General features: G+C 34.4%; 20 protein-coding genes. 10 read left to right on the top strand and 10 right to left on the bottom strand.

Going from position 1 to position 23,940, the window contains the following annotated elements:
* Positions 1–50: 50 nt before the first annotated feature.
* Positions 51–890, bottom strand: a complete 840-nt coding sequence (locus J8H85_RS11790) for an ABC transporter permease (protein WP_209655405.1) — start codon at positions 888–890, stop codon at positions 51–53.
* Positions 891–1,242: 352 nt separating this feature from the next.
* A complete protein-coding gene (locus J8H85_RS11785) occupies positions 1,243–1,446 on the bottom strand; it encodes a hypothetical protein (RefSeq protein ID WP_209655404.1) in 204 nt (67 codons plus the stop codon).
* Between the two features lie 593 nt (positions 1,447–2,039).
* Here J8H85_RS11785 and J8H85_RS11780 point away from each other — a divergent pair.
* Positions 2,040–2,789 carry a hypothetical protein gene (locus J8H85_RS11780; protein WP_209655403.1) on the top strand — a complete coding sequence of 250 codons (750 nt, stop codon included), beginning with the start codon at positions 2,040–2,042 and terminating at the stop codon, positions 2,787–2,789.
* A gap of 1,005 nt (positions 2,790–3,794) precedes the next feature.
* On the opposite strand, the gene cysC is transcribed toward J8H85_RS11780, so the two are convergent.
* Genes cysC through J8H85_RS11760 form a run of 4 tightly spaced genes read right to left on the bottom strand, consistent with a single transcriptional unit; the run spans position 3,795 to position 8,477 of the window.
* On the bottom strand, positions 3,795–4,379 hold the full coding sequence (gene cysC, locus J8H85_RS11775; protein ID WP_209655402.1) for an adenylyl-sulfate kinase: 585 nt from the start codon (positions 4,377–4,379) through the stop codon (positions 3,795–3,797).
* Between the two features lie 5 nt (positions 4,380–4,384).
* A complete protein-coding gene (cysQ, locus tag J8H85_RS11770) occupies positions 4,385–5,173 on the bottom strand; it encodes a 3'(2'),5'-bisphosphate nucleotidase CysQ (protein ID WP_209655401.1) in 789 nt (262 codons plus the stop codon).
* 40 nt (positions 5,174–5,213) lie between these two features.
* Positions 5,214–7,679, bottom strand: coding sequence for an exopolysaccharide transport family protein (locus J8H85_RS11765; RefSeq protein ID WP_209655400.1), 2,466 nt, complete (start codon positions 7,677–7,679; stop codon positions 5,214–5,216).
* A gap of 9 nt (positions 7,680–7,688) precedes the next feature.
* Positions 7,689–8,477 carry a polysaccharide biosynthesis/export family protein gene (locus tag J8H85_RS11760; protein WP_209655399.1) on the bottom strand — a complete coding sequence of 263 codons (789 nt, stop codon included), beginning with the start codon at positions 8,475–8,477 and terminating at the stop codon, positions 7,689–7,691.
* Positions 8,478–8,580: 103 nt separating this feature from the next.
* Between J8H85_RS11760 and J8H85_RS11755 the strand changes: the two genes are divergently transcribed.
* Together J8H85_RS11755 and J8H85_RS11750 are read left to right on the top strand one after the other, a co-directional pair.
* Positions 8,581–10,440: an ABC-F family ATP-binding cassette domain-containing protein gene (locus J8H85_RS11755; protein ID WP_209655398.1), complete on the top strand. Its 1,860-nt coding sequence runs from the start codon at positions 8,581–8,583 to the stop codon at positions 10,438–10,440.
* A gap of 84 nt (positions 10,441–10,524) precedes the next feature.
* A complete protein-coding gene (locus J8H85_RS11750) occupies positions 10,525–11,295 on the top strand; it encodes an O-methyltransferase (protein WP_209655397.1) in 771 nt (256 codons plus the stop codon).
* A gap of 244 nt (positions 11,296–11,539) precedes the next feature.
* Here the strand turns inward: J8H85_RS11750 and J8H85_RS11745 are convergent, their stop codons facing one another.
* On the bottom strand, positions 11,540–13,630 hold the full coding sequence (locus J8H85_RS11745) for a DUF5723 family protein (protein WP_209655396.1): 2,091 nt from the start codon (positions 13,628–13,630) through the stop codon (positions 11,540–11,542).
* Positions 13,631–13,849: 219 nt separating this feature from the next.
* Between J8H85_RS11745 and J8H85_RS11740 the strand changes: the two genes are divergently transcribed.
* The 4 genes from J8H85_RS11740 (at position 13,850) to ygiD (ending at position 19,392) form a co-directional block, all read left to right on the top strand.
* Positions 13,850–14,422, top strand: coding sequence for a cob(I)yrinic acid a,c-diamide adenosyltransferase (locus J8H85_RS11740; RefSeq protein ID WP_209655395.1), 573 nt, complete (start codon positions 13,850–13,852; stop codon positions 14,420–14,422).
* Positions 14,423–14,710: 288 nt separating this feature from the next.
* The gene (locus tag J8H85_RS11735) at positions 14,711–14,932 is read left to right on the top strand and encodes a DUF2795 domain-containing protein (protein ID WP_044638512.1); all 222 of its coding nucleotides are present in this window, start codon (positions 14,711–14,713) and stop codon (positions 14,930–14,932) included.
* 165 nt (positions 14,933–15,097) lie between these two features.
* On the top strand, positions 15,098–18,451 hold the full coding sequence (gene secA, locus J8H85_RS11730) for a preprotein translocase subunit SecA (RefSeq protein ID WP_209655394.1): 3,354 nt from the start codon (positions 15,098–15,100) through the stop codon (positions 18,449–18,451).
* Positions 18,452–18,561: 110 nt separating this feature from the next.
* Positions 18,562–19,392 (top strand): 4,5-DOPA-extradiol-dioxygenase, encoded by an 831-nt coding sequence (ygiD, locus tag J8H85_RS11725; RefSeq protein WP_209655393.1) that lies wholly within the window; start codon positions 18,562–18,564, stop codon positions 19,390–19,392.
* 126 nt (positions 19,393–19,518) lie between these two features.
* On the opposite strand, the gene J8H85_RS11720 is transcribed toward ygiD, so the two are convergent.
* Entirely contained in the window at positions 19,519–19,776 is a 258-nt protein-coding gene (locus J8H85_RS11720) for a hypothetical protein (RefSeq protein WP_209655392.1), read from the bottom strand.
* A gap of 134 nt (positions 19,777–19,910) precedes the next feature.
* Positions 19,911–20,603, bottom strand: a complete 693-nt coding sequence (locus tag J8H85_RS11715) for a peptidoglycan DD-metalloendopeptidase family protein (protein ID WP_209655391.1) — start codon at positions 20,601–20,603, stop codon at positions 19,911–19,913.
* Between the two features lie 182 nt (positions 20,604–20,785).
* On the opposite strand from J8H85_RS11715, the gene J8H85_RS11710 reads away from it, so the two are divergent.
* Positions 20,786–21,160 (top strand): hypothetical protein, encoded by a 375-nt coding sequence (locus J8H85_RS11710; RefSeq protein WP_209655390.1) that lies wholly within the window; start codon positions 20,786–20,788, stop codon positions 21,158–21,160.
* A 133-nt stretch (positions 21,161–21,293) separates the two neighbouring features.
* On the top strand, positions 21,294–22,088 hold the full coding sequence (ttcA, locus tag J8H85_RS11705; RefSeq protein WP_209655389.1) for a tRNA 2-thiocytidine(32) synthetase TtcA: 795 nt from the start codon (positions 21,294–21,296) through the stop codon (positions 22,086–22,088).
* Here ttcA and rimO read toward each other — a convergent pair whose 3' ends face one another.
* Positions 22,089–23,393, bottom strand: coding sequence for a 30S ribosomal protein S12 methylthiotransferase RimO (rimO, locus tag J8H85_RS11700; RefSeq protein WP_209655388.1), 1,305 nt, complete (start codon positions 23,391–23,393; stop codon positions 22,089–22,091).
* Between the two features lie 231 nt (positions 23,394–23,624).
* On the opposite strand from rimO, the gene J8H85_RS11695 reads away from it, so the two are divergent.
* The gene (locus J8H85_RS11695; RefSeq protein ID WP_209655387.1) at positions 23,625–23,834 is read left to right on the top strand and encodes a hypothetical protein; all 210 of its coding nucleotides are present in this window, start codon (positions 23,625–23,627) and stop codon (positions 23,832–23,834) included.
* Positions 23,835–23,940: the final 106 nt, after the last annotated feature.

Below are 23,940 nucleotides of genomic sequence, written 5' to 3'. Positions count from 1 at the left end.
TCACGATTCACCTTTCACGTTTCACAATTCACCTTTCACCCTTTACACACCTAAGCACTCAAACGTTCAACAATTACAGGAATGGATATTCGGTAAAATAATAAGGCTATAAAAAACAAAGCTACACTTGCTGCTAAAATCCAACAGAAATAACCTAAATACTCTGGAGTTGTTCCCAAAGCTAGACTACGTGAAGTAAGAATTAATGCTGTAAATGGGTTGATTTCCATTATGGTTTTCATGATGCCATCTTTTGGAATGGCATATACTACGGGTGTTATGTACATTAAGAAACTTAAACCCATACTTATTATTTTGGCAACATCATTATAAATTAAACCTATAGGCGTCATAAACAACCCTAACGTCGTACCAAATAATATAGCTGCTAATATCGCAAAAGGGAATAGCATTAACGACACATGAAACCCAATACCGAAAACAAAAATAAAAACCAATAATAGCATTATTTTTATGAAGCTATTAAAAAGAAGTTTGTAAATACCTGAAAGTATAAGTGCTTCTTTTGGGAAATTTATTTTAGACATAATACCCCTAGCTGAGTTCGTACTACTGGTTGGCGAGTTAATTGCTTCAGTAATGATGGACCAAATTAACGTGCCCGAAAATGCATAAACTGGGTATGGAACGCCAGTATCTGATAGCTTAATAGTACCTGTAAGGTTTAAAAATATCCAAACCAAAGCTGAAGTAACGGGCATGATAAAAGCCCATATGATACCCAAATAGGACTGTCTATATTGAGATTTAATGTCTCTTGTTGCCAACTGTTTTGCCAAAAAATGAGAACCGAAAAAATCTTTAGCAGAATCTTTAAGTAATTTGCCAATTTTTAAGTTGTTTTCTTTTTGATATATTCTGGTTTCCAATGGCATAGATTCTTTGGGGAATTTGCTGGCTGTCTGGCAATTTAATTGATGATTTCTGCTAGAAAGAGTAAATATAATAAGGTAATGGCGTTCAAAAAAATGATTGATGCAGATTTCTTTCTTTTTTGTGTTATTTGGGTTGTGCTTGGTATTCCGAACTTGAAATTTATCACCTTAAACTCCCTCAAATTTATCGTCTCGAACCCCCAACCCCTACTTGTCACCCTGAACCCCTACTTGTCACCCTGAACTTGTTTCAGGGTCTCCTCCAACTTAAACGAGATACTGAAACAAAGTTCAGCACGACAAAAGAAGAGACTGTAGAACAACTAAACAACAAACACCTCAACAACTAACCTACCTTAATACCATTAATCATATTAAAAACATCCTCATAAGGCAAGCCCAAATAGGCACAAGCTTCGGCAATGGTAACATGTTGGTGGCGATCTTTATGATACAATAATCGAATATCGCGCATCACTTCTTGCGCATATCGTTCACTTCGTCCCGTAATCCAAATAATGTCTTGGGAATAAATACAAATTCGATGCATAAAACAAATAATGATTAAACAATACACTAAACAGAAGAGGTATATTAAATTAGAAGAGGGTTACATACAATTCAATAACCTACAAACGCATATATATCACTTTACAATAATAATATAATTTTTAATACAAAAAAACAATTATTGTGAGTAAAAAATAGCAAAACACAAGCCAACCAACGAAACAACAATCAACGAAACAACAATCAACGAAACAACTAAACTAATATTCATCATGCACCCTTTTTTATTATCCCTGCGAAGGCAAGTGATCCACTCAAAACCAATAAACACAAGCAACTAAACAACTCAACTACTAAACAACACCCATATAGCTCATGTATAGCTAAAGTATAGATGAGGCATGTCCACAAGAATAATGCACAAACCTACAAATTGTTAAAAAAACAGAAAAAACCGCTAAAAAACCTACAAAAAAACCAAAAAGACTTATTTACGAAAAAAAGACAGTTTAAAGCCATATCAAAAAACATGAAAAGAAAAAACTCAGTATGTTTAACTTATGAAAACTACCAAAGCGGTAGTAAAGCCTAAACCAGTTCCTAAAAAATTACGGAACATAAAACCCCCAAATCATGGCAAAATTAAACAGCATTATTAAGATTGAAGGCACCCTAGACAATCTTACCTTTTACAAGGGCAAAGAAGGGTATTTAGTAAAAACAAAAAGTAGCGTGAGCGCCAAACGAATTAAAAACGACCCCGCTTATGCGCGAACTAGGGAAAACGGAGCCGAATTTGGACATGCAGCCACTAGCGGAAAACAACTGCGTCGTAGCATTTTAGACCTGTTAACTGATGCTAAAGACGATTTAGTCACATCGCGATTAACCCAAACTATGACAAAAGTTAAAGATGCAGACACCACGTCGCCTAGAGGCCAACGTCAAGTAGCGATAGGTCTTGCAACACCACTTGGTAAATTGGCATTAAACGGATTCAACTTTAACAGCAATGCCATTTTAAGTAGTGTGCTACTCTCAGACTTTACGTTGAACACCACCACTGGAGCCATAAGTATGGCAGAATTTATTCCTTCTCAAAATCTAAATGCACCCCAAGGCAGCACACATGTAAGTTTAATAGCCGGGTTTTTAGATATCGATTTCAGCACAGATATAAAAGACCTACAGGTTAGCCCAACAGTTAATCTACCTATCGACAATACAAACACGCCCGTAACATTAACACCATCCGGAATACCCTCTGGAACAGGTAGTAAAATGTATTTTCTTAAAGTGGCATTTTATCAAGAAGTAAATGGTTTACAATATGCCCTAAACAATGGTACATTTAATGCCTTAAAACTTGTGGATATTCTTTAAAAAAAATTAGCACCATCTTCATATTTTAAAAAGGTGGTGCTTTTTTGTCATCCTGAAGCCCTTAAACTTGTCACCCTTATCCCTATAAACTTGTCACCCTTGTCCCTTCGGACTTGTCACCCTGAACTTGTTTCAGGGTCTTACACTAAGATATTTGTCACCCTGAACTTGCTGGTGCTGAACTTGTTTCAGTATTTCAGGGTTTTGGTCTGTATTTCAAAATCTCTGATAACCCCAAATTAGATGCTGAAATAAATTCAGCATGACAAATCAATTTACTTTTGTCATTCCAAACACGCTCTCTTTTGTCATTCCGAACTTGTTTCGGAATCTACATCTTGTGAAACCAAAGTTCTAAATAAACTAGATGCTGAAATACATTCAGCATGACAAATCAATTTACTTTTGTCATTCCAAACACGCTCTCTTTTGTCATTCCGAACTTGTTTCGGAATCTACACCTTATGAAACCAAAGTTCTAAATCAACTAGATGCTGAAATACATTCAGCATGATAAATCAATTTACTTTTGTCATTCCAAACAAGCTCTCTTTTGTTATTCCGAACTTGTTTAGGAATCTACATCTTATGTAAACAAAGTTCTAAATCAACTAGATGCTGAAATAAACTCAGCATGACAAATCAATTTACTTTTGTCATTCAAAACAAGCTCTCTTTTGTTATTCCGAACTTGTTTCGGAATCTACACCTTATGAAATCAAAGTTCTAAATCAACTAGATGCTGGTATAAATTCAGCAAGACAAAGCAATTTACTTTAATCATTCCAAACATCCTCTCATTTGTCATTCCAAACTTGTTTCGGAATCTACACCTTATGAAAACAAAGTTCTAAATCAACTAGATTCCGAAACAAGTTCAACAGGACAAGGGTTCGGGTTTTGCAATACAAATCAATCACATATTGTCACCCTTATCCACTCAGACATGTCACCCTGAATTCATTTCAAGGTCTTCTCAGGCTTGTATTCCAGTAAGATTACAGCTTACAACCGCCCCTCTAAAAATGCTAAAATTTTAGCTACTGCCACTTCAGTACTTTCCTTAACGGTTTCTATTTCTATTGTTGGGTGTATAGGTGTTTCAAAAGGAGAACTAATGCCCGTGAAGTTTTTTATTTCACCTGCACGTGCTTTTTTATATAATCCCTTTACATCTCGTTCTTCACAGACTTCTAAAGGAGTATTTACAAATACTTCAATATAATAATCACTACCTACAATGGCTTTAATATCTTCCCGTATTTTGTTGTAAGGTGTAATAAAGGCAGCTATAACAACCAAACCTGCATCAATAAACAATTTGGCAACTTCAGCGGTACGTCTCAAATTTTCTATACGGTCTTCTTTAGTAAAAAGCAAATCCTTATTTAAACCTCGTCTTAAATTATCACCATCTAAAGTATATGTATGTATGCCTTGCTTATACAATTCTTTTTCCAATAAATTAGCGATGGTAGATTTACCTGAACCTGAGAGACCTGTAAACCAAATTAAGCAAGGTTTATGTTTATTAATTAATGCTCTATCCTGTCCTTTTATAGTGTAATGTTGCTTTTTATTGTTTTTCATTTCCTCTATTGTACTATAAAATAAGGATTTAACAAATTTTCTTTATTGTATTGCAAAGCTTCGTTCTTATTTAACTGTGTTACATTTAAACCTACCGCATTGCAAATGGCATGTCCTGCCGCCGTATCCCATTCCATGGTTGGAGCAAACCGTGGATAAATATGAGCCTTTCCTTCAGCCATTAAACAAAACTTTAAAGAACTTCCTTTAGAAACCAAGTGAACGTTTTTACCTTGTAACTCTAAGTTTTTAATAAAAGCATCGGTTTCTTCACTTCTATGGGAACGACTACCAACTACTTTTATTGGATTGCTTTCTTGCTTTTGAGGTACTATTACTTCACTATTCTGAAAAATATTTGCTGAAAACTCATGCGAACTTAACTCACATTTATAGGCTTTATGATCGGATACAGTGGCATAATATAGCGTTTTTGTTACAGGAATATAAATAACACCTAAAACAGGTGTGTTGTTTTTTATAAGTGCTATGTTCACGGTAAATTCACCATTTCTCTTTATAAATTCTTTGGTTCCATCTAGTGGATCTACCATCCAACACGTATCCCAATGTTTTCTAACGGCAAATGAAGCTTGTTTATTCTCTTCACTTATAATTGGAATTTCTGTTTTTTCTAAATAAGCGTTTATAACAGCATTGGCGTTTTCATCAGCAATTGTTAATGGCGAATTATCCTGTTTTAAAGTGACCTCAAACGCTTCAGAATAAATTTTCATTATTTCTGCACCTGCATAGATAGCGCCTTTTATGGCTGTTATAAGCAATGTATTCATGGTGTGTTCATCCAAAAATTGTCAAAAAGCTTTTAAGTACTTAACCCTTTTTAAATATCTTTTTTAATTTACCCATCAACCCTTTTTTAGAATGATCATCTTCATGATACCCATTGGCGTAATGTCCGTAACCATAGCCGTAACCGTAGCCATAACCGTAGCCGTAGCCATATTTTCCTTTTTGGTCGTAATAATTATATAGGAAACTTATATTTTTAACCTCTCCTTTTTCGTACTTATCGTTAATAAGATTCAGCATCCCCTTTTCGGTATAATCTTGTCTAATTACATAAATAGTAGCATCTGTATATTTTAACAATTCAAAAGCATCAGCAACCAAACCAATAGGAGGTGTATCTAGTACTATAAAATCATAGTTTTCCTTTAATGCAGCCATTAAAGCATCTGTTTTTTCTCCTATTAACAACTCCGATGGATTGGGTGGTATAGGGCCTGAGGTAATCACATCTAAATTGGGCACATTGGTTTGCTGAACAATGCCTTCAAGCTCCTCTTGACCTATTAAGTAATTTACAGCTCCTATATCATTCTTTATTTGAAAATCGCCAAAAATTTTCGGCTTTCTTAAATCCAATCCTACCAACACTGTTTTTTTACCGCTTAGTGCAAAAACGGTGGCTATATTTATAGAGCAAAACGTTTTGCCTTCACCACTTACGGATGAAGTTACAGTCACAATTTTCGAACTATTTAAGTCACGCTTATTGTACATGTATTGTAAACTCGACCTAATACCTCTAAAGGACTCGGCTACTACCGATTTTGGCTTTAAATGCACAATTAAATTGCTCTCAATACTACTTTTTCCAACCACTCCTAATAATGGTATTTTAGATAAATTCTCTAAGATTTGCGGACTGTGGATTTTATTATCTAAAAAAGTTAATATTAAAGCGAGCATGAGTGGTAATAATAAACCACCAATTATTGCAAATAAATATCTGGAACTTAATTTTAAATCTATGGGAATAGCTCCCGTATCTTTGGCAGGGTCTATTACTAAAACATCGGAAACACTTGCCGATTTAATAATGTCAGCCTCTCCTCGTTTTGCCAAAAACACATTATACGTTTGTTCGCTTAAAGCATATTGCCTTTTAATACCCAATAATTTTTGTTGTGCTTTAGGAAGTCTTTTTATTTCCGATTCGGCAGTTGCAATTTTAGAATTTACAGCTTGAATCTCTCTTTTAATTCCGTTGGTTGCAGAACTTATATTTTCCAGAAGTACGGTTTTAATACCTTCTATTTGCCTATTAAGATCATCAAAAATTAAAGCATCCTTTCTTACTGTAGATTCGTACTTGGATTTTTGGACTGATAACTGATTAATCTTCCCAATATTGGAAAGTATATTACTATCATCAATCCCAGCAATGGATGGCGCTGGAACATCTGTAAAACTATTGCTTGTTTCTAAATAGGTTTTTAAACTGGCATAATAAGCCAGTTTCCTATTCATATTATCCTTATTTAATTCTAAATCCGTTAATTTATTGTTTATAGTGGCACTTTCCCCATCCAGATTGTAAATTTTGTTTTGCTCTCTATAATTGTTTAAAGAATCGGCATTTAATGTAAGTTGTGATCTTACCCTTTCTAACTGTGCATCAATAAAGTTAATGGTATTGGTAACAAACTGGTTTTTTCTGTTTAATTGATCTTCACTTAAAACTTGAACCGTTTCATTTAAATAATCTACAATTTTACCCTTGTTCACATCAACCATACTTAAATTTAATATGGCTGAATTTCTTGGGTTATCAATAGATAATCGATTTTTATAATTGGCTACAACAGCATCAAAATTGCTAAATTGTATAAAATATTCATCGCCAGGATACGCTGTTCTTTTATCTGCTAATTCAATAGTAGCATTAAAATACGGAAGTATCACGGGCTCGCCTAAAGCATATTTTACTTTTATTTCTTGAATAGGTACATCTAAATTCAGTGTCTCTTTGGTAGTAAAATTTTGTGCATTTACAACATTGGTTTCGAAATTGAACGTTAATTCAAAAGTATCTTTATCTATGAAAACAATTTTCACGGGAACGTTTAAAACCTGATTGGTGTTGGGGATTAACTTTACTCTAAAAGGTGCTTCTTTGTAAACATCGTCTTTTCTAAAGCGCGCTTGTTTTAAATATGAAATATAAAATTGAAGATTATCAACAACTTTTTCATGAATGGAACGCGATCTTAAGGAGGTCATCATGGTTTGTACTTTACCTGAAACGCCTCCCCAATTAAATGTTAAGCTGGTAGTAGAAGTAAATAAAGGATTTGATTCTTCTTCAATAGAAATTTGGGTAGCTAACCTGTATGATTGTTGTTTTCTAATATTCTGTTGGTACACTATAAAAACACCAATACCAATAAAAAGTATATAAAGCTTCCAATAGCTTAAAGCTCTGTACAAAAAAGCCTTAAAATCGAATACCGATTGAAATTGCGATTCCGATGCTTCAAATTCATCATTCATATTAAAAGCTTATAAATTTTTAGTTAAAAAATAAGTGGATACCAGAACCGATAATATGGATGCGATGGTTGTTATATTTTGAATAGCTGTTTGTCCCGCCCCTAACGATTTACGTCTTAGTGGCTTCACTAGTATTATATCATTAGGTTGAATATAATAATAGGGCGATTGCATAGCAGCAATATCGGTTAAATCTATATGATGTATTTTTTGACCATCTGGGTATTGCCGTATTACCAAAACATCTTTTCTATCTCCTGTTAATGCTATATCACCCGCATTTGCTAATGCTTCAATAATATTAACACGATCTTGAAAAAGTGTGTGCACCCCAGTACCAACCTCTCCTATTGTGGTATATTTTAAACCAGCCAATTTAACTGTTACAAACAATTCTGCCGATTCTTTAAAATATTGCGCCAATAATTCACTTTTTACCTTATCCTCTATTTCCGTAATGGTGAAACCTAAAACATTAATTTCTCCTAAAATGGGAAACTTTATGTTTCCATGTAAGTCAACCGTAAACCCACTAAAGTACAAACCTCCTTGAGCTCCTGAACTATTATTCCCTACTGGGTTAAAAATAGCCGTAAGTTCATTATCTAAAGCTTTTACATTAATACTTAAAATATCGTTAACTTGAACTCTATAAGGCTTCGATAATTCTTTTATTGATAAAGAATCTAGTTTAGAAGTTCCTTTATCCTGTAAATAAACCACATCTTTATTGGTGATACATGAAGCACACAAAACACTGATAAACAAGTAAATAAGCAGGGATTTACATTTCGTCATAGGGGTAATTGATTTATCACAAATATAACTTTTCATAGGGAACAATAAAACTTATAACTGATTTTTTGGTTTTTTATCCGTTCTTTGCATAAAAAATAGCCTCTTGAATTACTTAACTGTTGAAAATATATCGAAATCTTACGGAGAGTTAACGCTTTTCGAAAATATTTCATTTAGCATCCATAAAGACCAAAAAATAGCATTCGTTGCGAAAAATGGTACTGGAAAAACCTCTATTCTAAATATTATTTCAGGTGATGATGAAGCCGATTCTGGTACTATAACGTACAGAAATGGTATTGTGGTATCTTTTTTATCACAAGATCCTAAATTTAATGATGCCTTAACGGTTGAAGAAACCATTTTTGCAAGCGACAACCCTATTTTAAAGGTTATTTTAGATTACGAACATGCGCTTTTAAATCCGGAAGATGCTGATGCCTACCAAAAAGCATTCGAACAAATGGAACAATACCAAGCTTGGGATTTTGAAACACAATACAAACAAATTCTTTTCAAATTAAAACTTGAAGATTTGAATATGAAAGTGGGTGCACTTTCAGGCGGGCAAAAAAAACGTTTATCATTAGCTAATGCTTTAATAAATAAACCGGATCTATTAATTCTAGATGAGCCTACCAACCATTTGGATTTAGAAATGATTGAATGGCTTGAAGCCTTTTTTGCCAAAGAAAATATTACGCTTTTTATGGTAACGCACGACCGTTATTTTTTGGAGCGTGTGTGTAATGAAATTATAGAATTGGATGAGGGACAATTATACAGTTATAAAGGGAACTACTCCTATTATCTGGAAAAACGTGAAGCTAGGATTGAACAAACCGAAGTAGAAACGGGTAAAGCCAAACAACTTTTCAAAAAAGAGTTGGAATGGATGCGCCGACAACCCAAAGCTAGAACTACCAAATCAAAATCGCGTATAGACGATTTTCACGATATAAAACACCGTGCCAGCCAACGCAGAAACGACCACGAAGTACAATTAGAACTTAACATGGAGCGTTTGGGCAGCAAAGTGGTAGAGTTTCATAAAGTATCAAAATCTTTTAAAGATAAAGTGATACTTGATGGTTTTGAATATTTATTTAAAAACGGGGAACGTGTTGGTATTATTGGAAAAAATGGTACAGGAAAAACCACATTTTTAAACCTGTTAACACAAACATCGCAACCTGATTCTGGGAAAGTTATCATTGGTGAAACCGTAAAATTTGGTTATTACACTCAGAAGGGCATTACTATTAAACCCGAACAAAAGGTTATTGATGTGATTCGAGAGTTTGGTGATTACATTCCACTTAAAAAAGGAAAACAAATAAGTGCCCAACAGCTTTTGGAACGCTTTCTATTCAGTAGAAAAAAACAATATGATTTTGTTGAAAAATTAAGTGGTGGCGAACGTAAACGTTTGTATTTGTGTACCGTTTTAATACAGAACCCTAATTTTTTAATTCTGGATGAGCCTACAAACGATTTAGATATTGTAACCCTAAATGTATTGGAAAGCTTCTTGATGGATTTTCCTGGGTGCGTTATTGTGGTATCCCACGACCGTTATTTTATGGATAAAGTTGTGGATCATCTTTTTGTTTTTAGAGGTGATGGTGTTATTGAAGATTTCCCTGGAAACTATACCGATTTCCGAATTTATGATGATAGTCAACCTGTCATTTCAAATACTTCCGAAGACAAAAAAGAAAAAAATGCTTGGAAAAAAACTGAGGAAAATAAGCTTTCTTACAACGAAGAAAAAGAACTTAAAAACATTGAAAGCAAACTAAATTCATTGGCTTTTGATAAAAAAGAACTAGAAGCTAAGTTTAACAACCCCGATTTAAAACCCGAAGAAATAAATAAATTATCAGAAAAATTACAACAAATTATTGATGATTTGGAAGCAAAGGAACTGCGTTGGTTGGAATTACACGAGAAATTAGAGTAATTAAGTGACAAAGCTGCAAAGTGACAAAGCAAAAAAACTCTGTAGCTTTGAAACTCTGAAACTTTGAAACTCTGAAACTTAGAGATGCATCAAATTAAATCATACATAAAATTCTTAACAAAATCCACTAATGAACACGGAGTGCACTCCCCTTTTGTATATAATTTAGTTACGAAGTGTTTTTATGACAAAACAGATTATAAAGCTTACAAAAGTATTTACAATTATAAAAAACAGCTTCTTGAAAACAAAAACAAAATTGCAATAACCGATTTGGGCGTAGGTTCTCATGTTACCAAACTGCATGAACGTTATGTTTCCGAAATAGCTAAAAACGCAGGTACAACCAACAAAAGAGCCAAACTTTTATACAGGCTTACCACTTATTTTAATTTTAAAAACATATTAGAGTTAGGCACTTCTTTAGGTGTTGCAACCCATGCCATGCATTTAGGATATCCAAATTCCAACATAACAACCATTGAAGGTTGCCCCAATATTTCTGATTTTACAAAAACTAATTTAGAAAACCATTCGTTAGAGCATATCGACCTAATAACAGGAGATTTCAATGATGTTATTAAAAACCTAAAACCCACAACCTACGACCTCATTTTCTTTGATGGGAATCACCAAAAAGAAGCCACTTTATATTATTTTGAAACCCTTCTTAGAACGGCGCATAACGACTCTGTTTTTATTTTTGATGACATTCATTGGTCTGATGGCATGACCGAAGCTTGGGAAACCATTAAACAGCATCCACAAGTAACGGTTACTATTGACACCTTCTTTTGGGGATTTGTTTTTTTTAGAAAAGAACAGGCTAAGGAACATTTTACTATCAGGGTTTAGTCTGTTATTCCTGCGAAGGCTGGAAATAGAAGATTCAGCGTAGCTAATCTATTTTGAAGTTTTCATTCTTGAAACTAAGATTTTCCTCTAAATGAGATTATATATATGAGACTATTGATTTATTTATAAAATTGAAAACCTTATAAATAAACAAAACCTCACAGGTTTTGAAAACTTGTGAGGTCTTTATAATAAATAATTTATAGTAATTGGCAAACTACCTTATAGCAGAAACCAAAACTTCCTATTTCACTAAATTAATTTCAACACGTCTGTTTTGAGCTTGACCTGCTTTTGTTGTATTAGTTGCAATAGGCTTGCTTTCACCAAAACCAGCCGATGTTAATCTGCTAGAAGCTACTCCTTTTTCAATTAAGTAAGTCATTACCGCACTGGCTCTTTCTTCTGATAATTTTTGGTTTAAAGCATCACTTCCAACGCTATCGGTGTGACCTTCAATCGCAAACTTAGCATTTGGATATTTACCTAAAATGGTAACAATTTCATTTAAAATACCATTAGAAACTAATTTGATAGTCGATTTACCAGAATCGAACAAAATTGTTTTTGCATAAGCATTTAAAGTTTTTTGAATTTCCTCAGTTACTTCAGGACAGCCATTGTTTGCAACAGTACCTGGTACATCAACACATTTATCATCTTTATCTAAAACACCATCTTTATCGGAATCTTTCCATGGGCACCCACTATTTTCAATGGGACCTGCCTCATCTGGACATGCATCAACATTGTCTAATACGGTGTCCCCATCTTTATCTCCCCAAGGGCATCCATTATTTTCTTTAGGTCCTTTTTTATCTGGACATGCATCCAAATTATCCATTATACCATCCACATCTCTATCTAACCATGGGCAACCATTATTTTCCATTGGGCCAGATTCATTTGGACATCCATCCAATTTATCAATAATACCATCACCATCTTTATCTTTAGGGCTGCTTTGGTAAATAGGTATTTTTAAACCTGCATACACATCGGCACCTTTACTATTATCGCCAGCTAATGCTGTAATAACAGATCCTGATCCAATATATAATAGTCCAGCTCTTAAACCTGCTCCAGCTTGAAATCCGTTATTTTCCACCATGCTAAGTGGCACATAAAAACTAAACCATTTACTTTCAAAACGTGGTGTTAACGACACAATGTTTGAAATACGGCTAGCGTTTTCTTTACCTTTAGCTACCAATGAAAAATCTGTATTTAAATTTGCATATAATTTGCTAGTGAAACTCCAATCTGCATTAAAATGAAGTGCCGTTGGTAATGTAATCGTCATTCCATTTGAAGAACTTGTTAGAAATGAGGCATAAGTATCTTCCAAAAATTGATTAATATCCTCTGCATCATCAAAATCTTGCTCATTAACAGCTCCAAAATTATCTGGGATAGCATATGTGTCTACAAATCCTTCTTTATATTTAATGCTTCCAACATCAGTAATAGATAAACCTATTTTTAATTTGTATTTGTTTTTATCTTTTGGAGTAAATGATTCACCATCTGCATTTGTAGTTGTATAATCGGCATGGTTTGGCCTCCATTCGTAAACAAAACCTAAATCACCACCAAAACCAATAGCATCGGGAAGTTCATAATCATAATTATCATTATCAAACTCTGCAAAACGCCCATACGTTACTTGACCTTGTGCATCAATACTTCCATTTCCTCCAAAATTTGGATCGTTTTCTAAGTAATTTATCTGTACATCTTTACCATAGGCATACGCAGTACCTCCACCTTGAAGGAATTTTGCAGTTAAACCTCCTTTTAAAAAGTGTTCACCTTCATTAAACAATACTCTGGCATATGTAATACCAGCTTCAGCCCATGCATGCGCAAACATATTGAAATCGCCTTCGTTTACACTAAAATCACCAGTGGTATCATTATCTAAATCATCAATAGTTTCTCCATTAATTTCATTAACATTTACCATAGAGCGTGCTCTAGTAAAAACTGCAAGTGAACTTTTATTGTTTAAATTGAACATAAATGCTGGCCCCATAACATCAATATTTACAGCCGCATTATTATCTGTAGTTGGAGACTTTTTTGCATCCAAATCAAAATCATAATTATCTTTAAAAGCATCAAAAATGTTTACCCCATAGTAATCATTTCCTCCAAAAACACTAGCCCCAGCAAGATTGATATCGGTTTTAAAACGAGAATCTGTTATGTTAGCGGGATTGGAAATAACGCTATTTACACCGCTGTAATTGTCTGTTAAAAATCCGACATAAGACTGCGCTTCAACACACATAGAGCTTATAACGAATAAAAATAAAAATGTGATTTTCTTCATAAATTTTAAATTTTAGATTTGGTTTTAATTTTGAGACAAAAATAAACCTTTCTTGTTAATAGATGTTAAAATTCTTAAAAAAGTAGTATTCTTAGTGTAAAGTTCTACAATCATGTTTTTCTTTGTCTTATAACTTATTAAATTCGTGACACGGAATAAGTATAAAACCTGTTAACAAGAAAAAAAATTGGTTTTTATTAATAGCTAAAAACATCAAGAATGAAAATTTACACAAAAACAGGAGATAAAGGTACCACGGCATTATTTGGTGGCACACGTGTACCTAAACACCATATAAGAATTGAAAGTTATGGCACCGTTGATGAATTAAACTCGTATTTAGGATTGATTCGTGACCAAGATATAGATGTCCATTACAAAGATTTATTGATACATATTCAAGACAGGTTGTTTACAGTTGGTGCTATTTTGGCAACCGACCCTGAAAAAGCCATTTTAAAAAACGGTAAGGAACGATTGAATATCCCAAAAATATCGAGTGAAAATATAGAACGTTTAGAACTTGAAATGGATACTATGAACGAAGCCTTACCTCCTATGACGCATTTTGTGTTACCTGGCGGACACCAAACTGTGTCATTCTGTCATATTGCGCGTTGTGTATGCCGCAGGGCAGAACGCTTAGCTACAGCACTTAACGATATGGAGCCTATTGATGCGCATACTATGATGTACTTAAACCGCCTTTCTGACTATCTTTTTGTGTTGGCACGAAAGTTGTCTTACGACTTGCATGCAAACGAGATTAAATGGATTCCTGAAAAGCAGTAATTTTTTTATGAAAACGTGATTTGCGTTAGGGATTACTCATGAGATTAATGTTGTATTAGAAATCGTGAATGCTGAGCATTTGAAGCAAGCTACCGTGTAGCGCGGAAAGCCCGACCGCCTGCCCTGAGCGGAGACGAAGGGTGGGTAACGCCCCAAATAAAACACTTAATTTAAGTTGTTTACAATTAAAAACAACACGTTCTTAAAAATAATAATTAAATAATTCATTTTTTTCTTGTGTGTTTAAACTAAAAAATTATTTTTGCACAAAATTAAAACGCACAAAAAATGTATTGGACTTTAGAATTAGCATCTTATTTAAGTGATGCGCCTTGGCCAGCAACAAAAGACGAGTTGATAGATTACGCTATTAGAACCGGAGCTCCTTTGGAGGTTGTTGAAAACTTACAGTCTATTGAAGACGAAGGCGATGCCTACGACTCTATTGACGAAATATGGTCTGATTATCCAACAGATGAAGATTACCTTTGGAATGAGGATGAATATTAATAAAGCATAAAGAAAAGTTAAAAAGTCTCGGTTTGAGGCTTTTTTTTTGTCTTTAATCTTTATAAAACATATAACAAAATGTATCTTTGATTGCTTTTTAAAAAGCATCAAAAACAAAATAATTTACCACTAGGAATTCCTAGTTAACACATAACATATATACACATGAGTTTTTTAAATTCTGTACTTAAAGTATTTGTTGGCGACAAATCCAAACAAGATGTAAAGGCCATTATGCCTATTGTAACTAAAATCAAGGCTTTTGAAGCGGCTTTAGAAGGATTATCCAACGATGAACTTAGGGCAAAAACAGCACAATTTAAGGCTAGCATTGCAGAAGCCATACAGCCTATAAACGACCAAATAGCAAAACTTCTTGAAGAAGCTGAAAACACCGAAGATATTGACAAGCGCGAAGATATTTATCTGGAGATTGACAAATTAAAAGATGATGCTTACAAAACTACCGAAGATGTTTTAAACAACATTTTACCAGAAGCTTTTGCGGTGGTTAAAGAAACTGCAAAACGTTTTAAAAATAACACCAACATTACGGTAACAGCTAATGCCTATGATAGAGAATTATCGGGCGAAAAAGATTATGTTACTTTAGATAATGATAAAGCCATTTGGTCCAACTCTTGGGATGCTGCCGGTAAAGCCATTACTTGGGATATGGTACACTACGATGTTCAGCTTATTGGTGGTATTGCCATGCACCAAGGTAAAATTGCCGAGATGCAAACAGGTGAAGGTAAAACATTGGTAGCTACGCTTCCTGTGTACTTAAATGCGCTAGCTGGAAAAGGCGTGCATTTAGTAACCGTAAATGATTATTTGGCAAAACGTGATAGCGCGTGGATGGCGCCTATTTTTCAATTTCACGGGTTGACTATTGATTGTATTGATTACCATCAACCAAACAGTGAAGCGCGTAAAAAAGCTTACAATGTCGATATTACCTATGGTACCAACAACGAGTTTGGTTTCGATTATCTACGTGATAATATGGCACACTCGCCAAATGATTTGGTACAGCGCCCACACCACTACGCTATTGTAGATGAGGTGGATTCGGTATTAGTGGATGATGCACGTACACCGTTAATTATATCGGGTCCCATTCCGTTAGGAGAACGCCATGAGTTTAACGAATTGAAGCCTAAAGTAGACGATATTGTTGCGGTACAACGCAAGTATTTAACAGGTGTTTTGGCTGAAGCTAAAAAATTAATTACTGCTGGTGATACAAAAGAAGGTGGTTTCCAATTGTTACGTGTGTATCGTGGGATGCCTAAAAACAAAGCGCTTATTAAGTTTTTAAGTGAAGAAGGCGTAAAACAACTGCTTCAAAAAACCGAGAACTTCTACATGCAGGACAACAACCGCGAAATGCCAAAGGTTGATGCCGAATTATACTATGTCATTGAAGAAAAAAACAATCAAATTGAACTTACCGATAAAGGGGTTGAATACATTTCCGGAAAAGACGACCCAGACTTTTTCATCATGCCTGAAATAGGTATTGAAATTGCCAAAATTGAAAACCAAAATTTACCTTTAGCGGAAGAAGCAAAATTAAAAGAAGAGTTATATAAAGATTTTGGTGTAAAATCGGAGCGTATCCATACCCTTAACCAATTACTTAAAGCCTACGCATTATTTGAAAAAGACATTCAATATGTGGTTATGGACAACAAAGTAATGATTGTTGATGAGCAAACGGGTCGTATTATGGATGGACGCCGTTATTCAGACGGATTACACCAAGCCATTGAAGCCAAAGAAAATGTAAAAATTGAAGATGCTACCCAAACTTTTGCTACCGTAACACTTCAAAATTACTTTAGAATGTACCGCAAACTTTCTGGTATGACGGGTACTGCGGTAACAGAAGCTGGCGAGTTTTGGGAAATCTATAAATTGGATGTTGTTGAAATTCCAACAAACAAACCCATTGCTAGAGATGATAAGGAAGATTTAGTTTATAAAACAAAACGCGAAAAATACAATGCGGTTATTGATGATGTTACTAAACTTTCGCAGGCAGGCAGACCGGTTCTTATTGGTACAACTTCTGTTGAAATTAGTGAGTTACTTGGTAAAATGCTTACCATTCGTAAAATACCGCACAACGTTTTAAATGCGAAACAACATAAAAAAGAGGCCGAAATTGTAGATCAAGCAGGTAAATCGGGACAAGTAACCATCGCTACCAATATGGCTGGTCGTGGTACCGATATTAAGTTGAGTGACGAGGTTAAAAAAGCCGGTGGTTTAGCCATTGTAGGTACGGAGCGTCATGATTCACGTCGTGTAGACCGTCAGTTACGTGGTCGTGCAGGTCGTCAAGGAGATGTGGGTAGTTCACAATTCTACGTATCGTTAGAAGATAACTTGATGCGTTTGTTTGGTAGCGAGCGTATTGCTAAAATGATGGATCGCATGGGCTTGAAGGAAGGTGAAGTAATTCAGCATTCCATGATTTCAAAATCCATTGAAAGAGCACAGAAAAAAGTAGAGGAAAACAACTTTGGGGTTCGTAAGCGTTTATTGGAGTATGATGATGTTATGAACGCACAACGTGAAGTGGTTTACAAACGTCGCCACCACGCCTTATTTGGTGAGCGTTTACGTGTGGATTTAGCAAATATGATTTATGACACGTCTGAAGGTATTGTTGAAACTAACAAGACTGCAAACGACTTTAAAAATTATGAATTTGAATTGATCCGTTATTTCTCTATGAGTTCTCCTATTACCGAAGCGGAATTTGGAAAACTTTCAGCACAAGAAATTACAGGTAAAATATACCGTGCAGCCTTTGAACATTATAAAGAAAAAATGACACGCAATGCCGATATAGCATTCCCTGTTATTAAAAATGTATATGAAACGCAGCGCGATAAATTCAAACGTATTGTAGTGCCATTTACCGACGGTATTAAAACTTTAAATGTGGTTACCGATCTTGAAAAAGCTTACGAAACCGCAGGTAAACAATTAATTACCGATTTTGAAAAGAACATCACCCTTGCCATTATTGATGATGCTTGGAAAACCCATTTACGTAAAATGGATGAGCTGAAACAATCGGTACAGTTAGCGGTACACGAACAGAAAGACCCGTTACTTATTTATAAGTTTGAAGCGTTTGAATTGTTTAAAGGCATGATTGATGAAGTGAATAAAGATGTGATTTCGTTCTTATTTAAAGGAGAATTGCCTCAAGAAACACAAAACACCATTCAAGAAGCTAGAGAGCGCAAACAGGAAAAACTGAATGTTCAAAAAGATGAAATTCCAAATTTAGATGAACGTTCTGCACAAAACAGAGCTGCGGGTAACACCCAACAGCAGCAACAAGTGGTAGAAACCATTGTACGCGACAGACCAAAAATTGGGCGTAACGACCAAGTAACCATTAAACATGTTATTAATGGTGAAAGCAAAACCCTTAAATACAAACAAGCCGAACCTTTATTGGCTAAAGGCGACTGGGTTTTAATTGAAGATTAACCCAATTTCTGCGAAAGCGGAAACCGCATAATCTAAAAAATCCTGACAGTTATCTGTCAGGATTTTTCATTAAATAAGTTTACCTTTATAAAAGGAAATATAGTGTTATAATGCATTTAGAAGGTTTATACAAAATGACTTTATCCCTAAGCAATACCAAGAAAACACCTGTATTGTTTTTAGGGCATGGTAGCCCCATGAATGCTATTGAAGAAAACGAATTTGTGGCATCATTTAGGCAATTGGGCAAAGACCTTGTAAAACCCAACGCCATACTTTGCATATCGGCACATTGGGAGACCAAAGGCACTTTTGTTACCGCTATGCAAAACCCACCAACCATTCATGATTTTGGAGGATTTCCCCAAGCCTTATTTGATGTGCAATATCCAGCTCCTGGAAGTCCAGAATTAGCCAAAGAGACCAAAAGCATCATTACTAAAACAGAAGTAGAATTCGATGATAAATGGGGATTGGATCACGGTGCTTGGAGTGTTATTAAACACCTTTATCCAAATGCCGATATTCCTGTTATTCAAATGAGTATTGATTATTCTAAGCCACCACAATACCATTATGAACTAGCTAGAGAACTAGCAGCTTTAAGACAAAAAGGCGTACTTATTATTGGCAGTGGCAACATGGTACACAATTTAAGACTTGTAGCTTGGAACAAACTAAACGATACTTTTGCCTTCGATTGGGCAACCGAAGCTAATGAAAAAATGAAGCAATATATTTTAGATGATAACCATCAAAATCTAATTCATTTTAGAAATGAAGGAAAAGCTTTTGATTTAGCCATACCTACACCAGAACATTATTTGCCACTCATATACACCTTGGCATTAAAAGAAAAAAACGAAACAGTATCCATATTTAACGACAAGCCAGTTGGTGGATCGTTAACAATGACTTCTCTTAAAATTGATTCTGAATGAAATTCCAAAACATTATGCTATTTATATAATTAGCAATGGAAGTCAAAAAAAACATCTACTTTTCAAACACAAAAAAAACCGACAATCATGTCGGTTTTTTTTTCCAAATCTAATATATAACTAAACCTAATCCTTAATAGTTATTTCTGTTTTTTTCTTCCCGTCTTTGGTTGAAAACTCTACGCCATCTCCATCCACTTTAAGGGATGTACCATCGTGTTCCTCCGTTTTAGGAGCTTCAACAGGCTTTTCTATAATCACAGTTTCCGTTTTAGCTTTCTCTTCTCTACAGCTTGTAAAAGCCAATAAAATTATTGTAGCGAAAATGGCAAAACTTATAAAATTCTTCAATATCCTGAATATTAATGTTCTTTTTTCCATCATTGTTTGATTTTGGATTAATATGAGTGCAAGATACAACCATCTACTACAAAAGGAATTACAAGAATTTTGGATAGTGTTATAGAATTACCATTTACCTGAAAAACATATGGTTTTAAAACGTTTGTGATAATTTATTAAAAATCTAATTTCAACAATAAATTAGGATCTGGGCAATTATTCAAATAAAAATCCAAATCGGCTTTATTACAAACTCCTGGATAATCGCCACTAAAACCTTCTAAATCTTTTATAATTTGAAAATGTAAATGCGGTGGATAGTCACCATTCACTACTGAATCACCTAAAAAACCCAACGGCTCACCTTGTTTAAAAACCTGGTTGACTTTCAAATTTTCAATTGAGACCAAACTTAAATGACCATAAAGCGTATAAAATTCAACATTTTTAATATAATGTTTCAAAATAATGGTAGGTCCGTAATCGCCAAAATTGGTGTTATTTTTAAAACTATGCACGGTGGCATCTAATGGTGCAAATATTGGTGAGTTTGCATCGCACCATAAATCCATTCCAATATGAATATTGCGTTCTTTAGCTGTTTCTACATTAAAATAATGGCTGCGTTTATAAATAGTTCGAACTTCATTATAACCACCAAAAGCAATTTTACCATGGTGCTTACTTATGTAATTGGTTATATAAGTTTCTAATTTGGATGATGAAGATACATCTATAGCTTGCAATTCTATATTGTTTTCCGATAGATCTAAAGCAATATAACTTGAATTTGGAATACAAGCATCTAATACTCGAAGTGGTGTTTTACTAATGTTTAAAAGAAAATTGGAGAAATTTGTTGGCTGCACGTAAAAAGGGTTTCATCAAAAATAAGCAAGTTGTTTTAATATTTCATCATATAAAAAATACTTAAAGAAATTATTAAATATGAATTGGATCCTTATTAAATCATTACAATAAGTTAACATTCAAATAATTATTAAAGATGAAATAAACCCTAAATTTATAGAACAACCAAAACTTTGAAATTATGAAACTTGAAACTGCTGAAGATTTTTTGAAAAAGTTTGATTATAATTATGAAAAGCGTGACAAGGCACTGATTATTGACATGGAATTTTCCCAAAAGGTTATGGTCGATTTTTCCAATCCTGAAAGCATTGTAATGACCAATAAGTTAAAAGGTTGGAATTTTTTAACGGGCATCATTCCTTCAAGCATTAAAAATGCCGTATTTCTTAACTTGGTTTTAGGAATTATTCTGAGTCTCTTAATCTCTCTTTATGACACACAAGCAGGTGTGTTTTTCTTTTTAGGATTAATGTTTTGGGTGTTGGTTTGGTTTACTTTCTACCACTCAAAATTTAATAACTTGCAACAGTTTTTAATGAAGTGGATGAATTAAAATAAGTTCAAACAACATTTTTTTTAGCTTCTAAACCGTAAAACTCCTTTCTACTCCTAAGAAATCTTAAAAATTTAGAGCGCTCACCATAAAAGTATGCATTGAAAAGCATTAAAATATTACTTTTGTACCGATGGAGGGTTTAGAACAGATTACAAAAAAATTACACCGGGCTACAGGTGAAGCTTTAGAACAATTTTCTATGATAGATGCAGGCGACCGCATTATGGTTTGCCTATCTGGAGGAAAAGACAGCTACACCATGCTTCACATGCTATTGCATTTCCAAAAAGTAGCGCCTATTTCTTTTGAAATTATTGCCGTAAATCTCGATCAAAAACAACCCGGTTTTCCTGTGGAGGTTCTACCAAATTATTTAAGCAAATTAGGTGTTGACTATAAAATTATAGAAAAGAACACCTATAAAGTGGTGATGGAAAAAACACCCGAAGGCAAAACAACATGCAGCCTTTGCTCCAGATTACGTCGTGGTACGCTTTATGAAGCTGCCAAAAACCTAAATTGCAACAAACTTGCTTTAGGCCACCATAGAAATGATATTGTAGAAACGTTTTTGTTGAACTTCTTTTTTGCTGGAAAACTGGAAACCATGCCGCCTAAGTTTAAAAATGATGCGGGCGATTTAGTAATACTAAGACCTTTGGCTCTTTGCAAAGAAGAAGATATTGAGGTATATTCCCAACACATGAATTTCCCCATCATACCTTGCAATTTATGTGGTTCTCAAGAGAATTTACAACGTAAAAAGGTTAAGGAAATGATTGCTCATTGGGAAACCGATTTCCCTGATAGGACCTCTGTTATGATGAATGCGCTACAAAATGTATCGCCTTCACATTTATTGGACCGAAAAATTTACGACTTTTCGCTGTTACAAGATATGGTATCGAATGATACCCTAATTTAATTACGCAACAACCTCGGCAAATAAATCAAAATCGGCGGCTTCTGTAATTTTAACGGTTGCAAACTCTCCTGTTTTTAAATAGGTTTTACTGGCATCAATCAACACTTCGTTATCAACATCGGGAGAATCAAATTCGGTACGCCCCACAAAATAGTTACCTTCTTTTCTATCGATAACCACTTTAAAGGTCTCCCCTATTTTTGCTTGGTTCAATTCCCATGAAATCTGCGATTGAATTTCCATAATCTCGTTCGCACGTGCTTGTTTCACTTCTTCTGGCACATCATCTTCTAAATTATAGGCATGCGTGTTTTCTTCATGCGAATACGTGAAGCAACCCAAACGCTCAAAACGCATTTCTTTAACCCATTGTTTTAGGGTTTGGTAATCTTCTTCTGTTTCTCCAGGATAACCAACAATCAAAGTTGTTCTTATGGTCATGTTTGGTACAGCAGCTCTAAAATCTTTAAGCAGTTGTGTGGTTTTTTCTTTGGTAGTACCACGACGCATACTTTTCAAAATAGCATCTGAAATATGCTGTAAAGGAATATCTAAATAATTACAAATTTTAGGTTCGCGGTTCATCACCTCCAAAACATCCATCGGAAACCCTGTTGGGAATGCATAATGCAAACGAATCCACTCAATACCTTCAACTTTCACCAACGCTTCAAGAAGTTCAGCAAGGTTTCGTTTTTTGTATAAGTCGAGTCCGTAATACGTTAAATCTTGTGCTATTAAAATCAATTCTTTAACACCTTTAGCAGCTAATTTTTCGGCTTCAATTACTACTTCTTCAATAGGTGTACTCTTGTGTTTTCCACGCATTAACGGGATGGCACAAAAACTACAAGGTCTATCGCAACCTTCGGCTATTTTTAAATAGGCGTAATTTTTTGGTGTGGTGGTTAAACGTTCGCCAATAAGTTCGTGCTTATAATCGGCACCCAAAGCTTTCAATAACCCAGGCAACTCCGTAGTTCCAAAATATTCATCCACATTCGGTATTTCCTTTTGTAAATCTGGTTTGTAACGCTCACTTAAACAGCCTGTAACAAAAACCTTATCTACTTCGCCATCTTCCTTTTTCTGCATAAATTCCAAAATGGTATTGATGCTTTCTTCCTTGGCGTTATTAATAAATCCGCAGGTATTAATTACAACTATGTTGCCTTCTTCTTCATGAACCACATCTTTTCCACTGGCTTTTAGCTGCCCCATTAACACTTCACTGTCGTAAACATTTTTACTACAACCAAGCGTTACTACATTGATTTTATTCTTTTTAAGCGATTTCGTTCTCATACCAAAATTTAAGTGTGCAAAGATACGGAATGATTTAAGATTAACGATTTAAGATTAACGATTTTTGAGTTGCTAATTATACGACGGTTGGTTTATGGGTTTTTGGTTATAGGTTTTGGGTTTTGGGTGCTTAGTTGTTTAGTTGTTTAGTTGAAGTAACTTTTAACTTTTATAACTATTTACTATTAAACCTTTTATATATTTGAAAGTCCTATATTAAAACCTACTTGTATGAAACGTATTTTCTTTATCTTGTTTATTGTAACGATATCGTTTTTTAATTGCGCTAAAGATGATACTCCTGTTGACCCAGAACCAAATCCTGATACTCTTTATTTCCCCCCAATAAATTCTGAAACTTGGGAAACAGCTTCTATAACCGAATTAGGTTGGAATGAAAGTGCGCTACAACCTTTGTTAGATTTGTCTAGTCCTAAATAACCGATACAGATTATTAAAGGATTAAATTTATAAATTAAAGCTGAACAATGTTATCATTGTTCAGCTTTTTTGATTTGTATTGTTTTCTTTTCAATTGATTTTGTTC

The sequence above is a fragment of the Mariniflexile gromovii genome (assembly GCF_017814435.1).
GTDB classification, from domain to species: domain Bacteria; phylum Bacteroidota; class Bacteroidia; order Flavobacteriales; family Flavobacteriaceae; genus Mariniflexile; species Mariniflexile gromovii.
Note: the sequence above shows the minus strand (reverse complement) of the source record. Positions and strands in the feature narration are given on the sequence as shown.